Genomic DNA, 5,538 nt, shown 5'->3' with positions numbered 1-5,538 from the left:
GCCAGCGCCACGTCGTCCGCGGGGAAACCGGGGCTGCCGATCACCTTGGCCGACGTCAGGCCATGCGCCACAAGCGAATCGACGTCGCTCCCCTGCGGCCGCGTCATCAGCACGGCGTTCGCCTCCGCCGTCGCGCGCGGCAGCGCCGGATTGCCGGTGGTCGACATGATCGACGTCAGGCTCAGCACGCGGTCGGGATAGGTCGCGGCCACCAGCTGCGCGATCATCCCGCCCATCGACGCGCCGACGACATGCGCTTGGTCAATGCCGAGCGCGTCGAGCAGCCCGACCGCATCGGCGGCCATGTCGTCCAGGCTGTACGGCGCCTCCGGCTTGCCGCCGGACATCAGCTGCAGCCCGATCTTCGCCAGATCGGGCACGCCCGCCGCGTCGAATTTCGTCGACAGGCCGACGTCCCGATTGTCGAACCGGATCGCGCGAAAGCCCTGGGTCGCCAACGCGGCCATGAAGTCGTCGGACCAGCGCGTCAGCTGCCCGCCCAGCCCCATGATCAGCAGCACGGCGGGTGCCGCCTCGTCGCCGACCGCCTCCCACTCGATCTCGATGCCGTTCGCCTGTGCCTTGGCCATGCCGCTCTCCTTTGCGCGAAACCTGCCCGGCACGCCGTTAACCCGCAAGCCTGTTGCCTCACCCGCCCGGGATGGGATGCCAGGCGCACCCGGCATGATGGAGGGGCAAAAGCTGGCGCGCACGATTGTGGTCGTCAGCGATCTGGTGGTGGGACACCGCGACGCACCCGGCTGGGTGATCGAGCCGGAGCCGGGCGTGCCGGCGCCGGTCGACACGGACAGGCTGCAACCGCTGCTGGAGGTAGCCGGCGGCTATCTTGAGCGGCTCCCGCTCGCCTGCGTCAAGGCGGGGTTGGCCGACCGCGTCGCGATCTGGCACCATCTCGAGCCGCATCTGCCGCACCGCTACTATGTCGAGCACGACCTGCCCGTCCGCCGCGCCTTTCCGCTAGATGAGCGCGGCCCACCGGTCCGGTCCGGCGCGATGCGGCGGCATTTCGAGCGGCTTGGCGCGCCCGCGATCCTCGTCGTGCTGGGCCTCGGCGTGGACGCGGGCGTGCTGGACGCGTGCGCCGACCCGACGATCATCCGTAACTCGATCGACGCGCCCGCGCTTCGCGTTCCCGACGCCATCGCCGCCCGTTCGATCTGGTCCTGACGGGGGCGCAATGGCAGTCCGACGAGGTGCAACGCCGCGTGCCGGCACCGGCACGGCGATCCTGCCGATCGGCCCGGAGTTCGCAGGAATCGACCTGTTCCGGCCGCTTGCAGACGCGAAACGATACGACGTGATCTACGTCGCGGCCGCGCAGCCCTACAAGCGGCACGACATCCTGTGCGATGCGCTGGCACAGCTGCCCGGCGTCAGCGCGCTGTGCGTGTTCGGCTATGGTGACCTCGCCGAACCGTTGCGCGAGCGGGCGGCACGCGAATGGCTGCCGATCGACTTCGTCGGGCCGCCAAGCGTGTCGTTCGCCGAGGTTAACCTCCTGATGAACGCCGCGCGGATCGGCGTCGTGTGCGTGTCGACAACGGCGCGCCGGCGATCCTGACCGAGTATATGCTCGCCGGTCTGCCCGTCCTGGCGAATGCGGCGCTGAGCTGCGGACGCCAGTATATCACGCCCCATACCGGCATCCTGGCGGACGCGAGTAAGTTTGCCGCAGGCATCCGCGCGCTGCTCGATCGCGCGCTGACCATGAACCCGCGCCGCGTCGTGCTGGACCGGTGGACATGGCCACACAGCGTTGCGCGACTTCAACAACTTATGGCGTAACTACCTGGGTTTTTGGGTTGAGCCAAATCAGTGCTCGGACGTTGTTGCGCCGCTAACGCCCCCGCGCGACCAGATCGCGCCCTCCGGAGCTCCTCGTGCAATCGACCTCTTCCCATTCCGCTGCGCCATCGGTCCTGCTCTGCTTTTCCCACCTTCGCTGGGATTTCGTCACCCAGCGTCCACAGCATCTGATGCGTCGGTTCGCGGCGGATCGCCGGGTGTTCTTCTGGGAAGAGCCGATCGGCTGCGATCACCCGCTGCCTTATCTGGAGCACCATCATTTTCCGGCGGACGAGGTCACCGCGTTGCGCCCGCGTCTGCCGCACTGGTGGAGCGCGGACGAGAAGGAGGCCGGCCTCAAGGGGTTGCTGGATCAGTTCGTCACGAACTGCGTGGCGCAGCCCCCAGTGGCCTGGTTCTATACCCCGATGATGTGGGGCTGGGCGCGCCACCTCGACACGGCGGCGGTCGTCTATGACTGCATGGATGAGCTGTCCGCCTTTGCCCATGCCGATCCGCTGCTGGTGCAACGCGAAGCGGCGCTGCTGGCGGCGGCGGACGTCGTCTTCACCGGCGGCCGCAGCCTGTACGAGGCGAAGCGACGGCGGCACGGCAATGCCCATGCCTTTCCTTCCTCGATCGAGGCCGAGCATTTCGCGCTCGCCCGCGCGACTGTCGGGGAACCCGCCGATCAGCGCGACCTGGCCGGCCCGCGCCTGGGCTATTACGGCGTCATCGACGAGCGGCTCAATCTCCAACTGATCGACGAGGTCGCTGCGGCGCGGCCCGACTGGCAGATCGTGATGATCGGACCCGTGGTGAAGATCAACCCGGTGCAGCTGCCGCGCCGTGCCAATATCCATTGGCTTGGCGGGCGCTCCTATGGCGAGCTGCCACAGTATCTGGGTGGCTGGAACGTGGCGCTTATGCCGTTCGCGATCAACGAGGCGACGCGTTACATCAGCCCGACCAAGACCCCTGAATATCTGGCAGGTGGCAAGCCGGTGGTGTCGACGCCGGTCGCCGACGTGGTGGCCGATTACGGCCGGCTGGAGGCGGTTGCTATCGCGACCACGGCGGCCGAGTTCGTCACCGCCTGCGAAAAGGCGCTGGCGCTGCCGGCGAATGGGACATGGCTGCGCGCCGCCGACGCGGTGCTCGCGGAGACGAGCTGGGACAAGACGCAGGCGAGCATGGACGCGCTGATCGGCGCCGCGGTGGCGCGGCGCAAGGCAGCGGTCACCCCTGCCATTCGCAGCACCCGCGACACCCCCGATTACGACGTCCTGGTGGTGGGCGCCGGCTTTGCAGGCTCGGTGCTGGCGGAGCGGCTGGCGTCGCAGTCCGGCCAGCGTGTGCTGCTGATCGATCGCCGCGATCACGTCGCTGGCAACGCGTATGACGAACAGGACGCGGCCGGGATCCTGATCCACCGCTACGGTCCCCATATCTTCCACACCAATTCGCAGGATGTGTGGGATTACCTGTCGCGCTTCACGAAGTGGCGGCCGTACGAACACCGCGTGCTGGCGTCGGTACGCGATCGGCTGCTGCCAATCCCGATCAACCGCACGACGCTGAACGGGCTATATGGCCTCGACCTCAAGGACGATGCGCAGGCGGCAGCCTTTCTGGCCGCGCGCGCGGAGCAGGTTGCCGACATCCGGACCTCCGAGGACGTGGTCGTCGCCGCCGTCGGCCGCGAACTCTACGAAACTTTCTTTCGTGGCTACACGCGCAAGCAATGGGGGCTCGACCCGTCCGAGCTCGACCGTACGGTCACCGCCCGCGTGCCGACGCGGACGAACACCGACGACCGCTACTTCACCGACAAGTTCCAGGCGATGCCGGCGGACGGCTATACGCGCATGTTCGAGAACATGCTCGACCATCCGCTGATCGATACCGAGTTGGGCGTCGACTTCCGCGACGTCGCCAGCCGGGTCACGGTGGGGCACACGATCTTCACCGGACCGGTGGACGAATATTTCGGGCATCGTTTCGGGCCGTTGCCGTATCGCTGCCTGAGCTTCCGCCACGAAACGCATGATCGCGAGCAGTTCCAGCCGGTGGCCGTGGTCAACTACCCGCTGGAAGATACGCCCTACACGCGCATCACCGAGTACAAACACCTGACCGGGCAGAAGCACCGCCAGACCAGCGTCAGCTACGAATTCTCCAGCGCGACCGGGGACCCCTATTATCCGATCCCCAACGCCACCGCGCAGGCGCTGTACAAGAAGTATGAGGCGCTTGCCGATGCGGAGCCTGACGTCAGCTTTGTCGGCCGACTGGCAACCTATCGCTATTATAACATGGATCAGGTGGTCGGACAGGCGCTGGCAACGTTCCGCCGGCTTGCGGCGCGGCTGCCGGCCCGCCATGACGCGAGGGTGACGAGTTCCGACGCTAATTGAGCGGCCCCCTCGGGCGACTACGCCTGTGCCTCGCGACGGCGAGTTCCGATCCCTCAGGCGTCGGTCACCATATGCTCTGACCTTGGCGCAGGCATTCGCCGACGAGCACCACGTGACGCTCGCCGCGCCGATGGCTGGCGCGCTGCTGCCCCGTGCCGCCGCGCTCGGCTATGCGATCAAGGAAATTGACCCCGGCGACGAGGCCGGGCTGCGGCGTTGGCTGAAGCGCGCCGGGTTTGATCTGATTCACCTTCACGCCGGCATCGGTTGGGAAGGCCATGCGCTAGCCCGCGCCGCAGGGGCGAGCGGCACGGCGATCGTCCGGACCGAGCACCTTCCCAACCTGCTGACCTGCTCCGTCCAGCAGGCTGAATATCACGATGGCGCCGCACTTGCGGATCGGCTGCTTTGCGTCTCGAAGGCCGTGGCCGACAGCCGTGTCGCCGCCGGCGTCGCGCCCGAAGGCATCGTCACCATCCTCAACGGCGTCGCGGCACGTGCGACCGCTCGCCCCGCCGCCACGTTGTGCGGAAATGGGACTGGCGGATGGGCCTGTGTTGCTGATGGTCGGGCGGTTCGCGGCGCAAAAGGCGCACGCCGCCGCGCTTGCGGCGATGCCGGCACTGTTGGCCCGGCATCCTAGCGCGACGCTGTTGATGGCCGGCGACGGGCGCGTGATCGGTTCGCGCGCGGACGCGGGTTCGAGCTCAAGGTCCAGTTCACCCGCGCCGCCATTGTGGCGATGACGGCGATCAGAACGATCGATCCGACGGCGAGGTTCGTTCTTGCCGACCCGGTCCTCAACATCGTCCCGCACCCTCATCACCTCCACGATGCGGGCGGTGCGGAGGGGCATCGGCTCGCGCAATATCAGGCGTGGGACATGCTGTCCGGCCGCAGCTGGCCGCAACTGGGTGGGCGGCCCGAGCTGCTCGATATCGTCGGCGTGAACTTCTATTCCAATAATCAATGGATCCTTGGCGGCCCGACGCTGAATCGCGGCGACCCGTTGTTGCGTCCGTTCCGCTCGATCCTGGCGGAGGTCTACCCCCGCTACGGCCGGCCGATCTTCGTGGCGGAAACCGGCTGCGAGGGCGTCGGACGGCCGAACCGGCTGAGTTACGTCGCTGCGGAGGTACGCGCCGCGATCCCGCTGGGCGTGCCGGTCGAGGGCATCTGCCTGTATCCGATCCTCAACCATCCCGGCTGGGACGACCGGCGCGATCGTCCGACCGGGATGGTTGAGCATACCCCGCACGCGGCGGGCCGCGTTCCTTACGCGCCGCTCGCCGACGCGATCGCGCGGGAGCAGGCG

General features: G+C 67.7%; 6 protein-coding genes and 1 pseudogene. 6 read left to right on the top strand and 1 reads right to left on the bottom strand.

Going from position 1 to position 5,538, the window contains the following annotated elements:
- Nucleotides 1–590, bottom strand: a 590-nt coding sequence (locus tag JWN21_RS09655; RefSeq protein WP_299649038.1) for an alpha/beta fold hydrolase, incomplete at its 3' end; no start/stop codon positions are given.
- Nucleotides 591–666: 76 nt separating this feature from the next.
- Here JWN21_RS09655 and JWN21_RS09650 point away from each other — a divergent pair.
- The 6 genes and pseudogenes from JWN21_RS09650 to JWN21_RS09625 form a co-directional block, all read left to right on the top strand.
- Complete coding sequence (locus tag JWN21_RS09650; RefSeq protein ID WP_299649035.1) at nt 667–1,188, top strand: hypothetical protein; 522 nt, start codon at nt 667–669, stop codon at nt 1,186–1,188.
- 10 nt (nt 1,189–1,198) lie between these two features.
- Nucleotides 1,199–1,582 carry a hypothetical protein gene (locus tag JWN21_RS09645; protein WP_299649032.1) on the top strand — a complete coding sequence of 128 codons (384 nt, stop codon included), beginning with the start codon at nt 1,199–1,201 and terminating at the stop codon, nt 1,580–1,582.
- Complete coding sequence (locus JWN21_RS09640; RefSeq protein ID WP_299649029.1) at nt 1,549–1,806, top strand: hypothetical protein; 258 nt, start codon at nt 1,549–1,551, stop codon at nt 1,804–1,806. The genes JWN21_RS09645 and JWN21_RS09640 overlap by 34 nt, the downstream gene beginning before the upstream one ends.
- Nucleotides 1,807–1,997: 191 nt before the next feature.
- The gene (gene glf, locus JWN21_RS09635; RefSeq protein ID WP_299649026.1) at nt 1,998–4,223 is read left to right on the top strand and encodes a UDP-galactopyranose mutase; all 2,226 of its coding nucleotides are present in this window, start codon (nt 1,998–2,000) and stop codon (nt 4,221–4,223) included.
- Nucleotides 4,224–4,248: 25 nt separating this feature from the next.
- Nucleotides 4,249–4,866, top strand: a complete 618-nt coding sequence (locus JWN21_RS09630; protein WP_367182930.1) for a glycosyltransferase family 4 protein — start codon at nt 4,249–4,251, stop codon at nt 4,864–4,866.
- Nucleotides 4,867–4,965: 99 nt separating this feature from the next.
- Nucleotides 4,966–5,538: pseudogene (locus tag JWN21_RS09625) on the top strand (glycosyl transferase family 1); the annotation flags it as partial.

The organism is Sphingomonas bacterium, from assembly GCF_028292945.1.
Taxonomy (GTDB): Bacteria; Pseudomonadota; Alphaproteobacteria; order Sphingomonadales; family Sphingomonadaceae; genus Sphingomonas.
The sequence above is the reverse complement of the archived record's forward strand: the minus strand, read 5'-3'. Positions and strand labels throughout refer to the sequence as shown.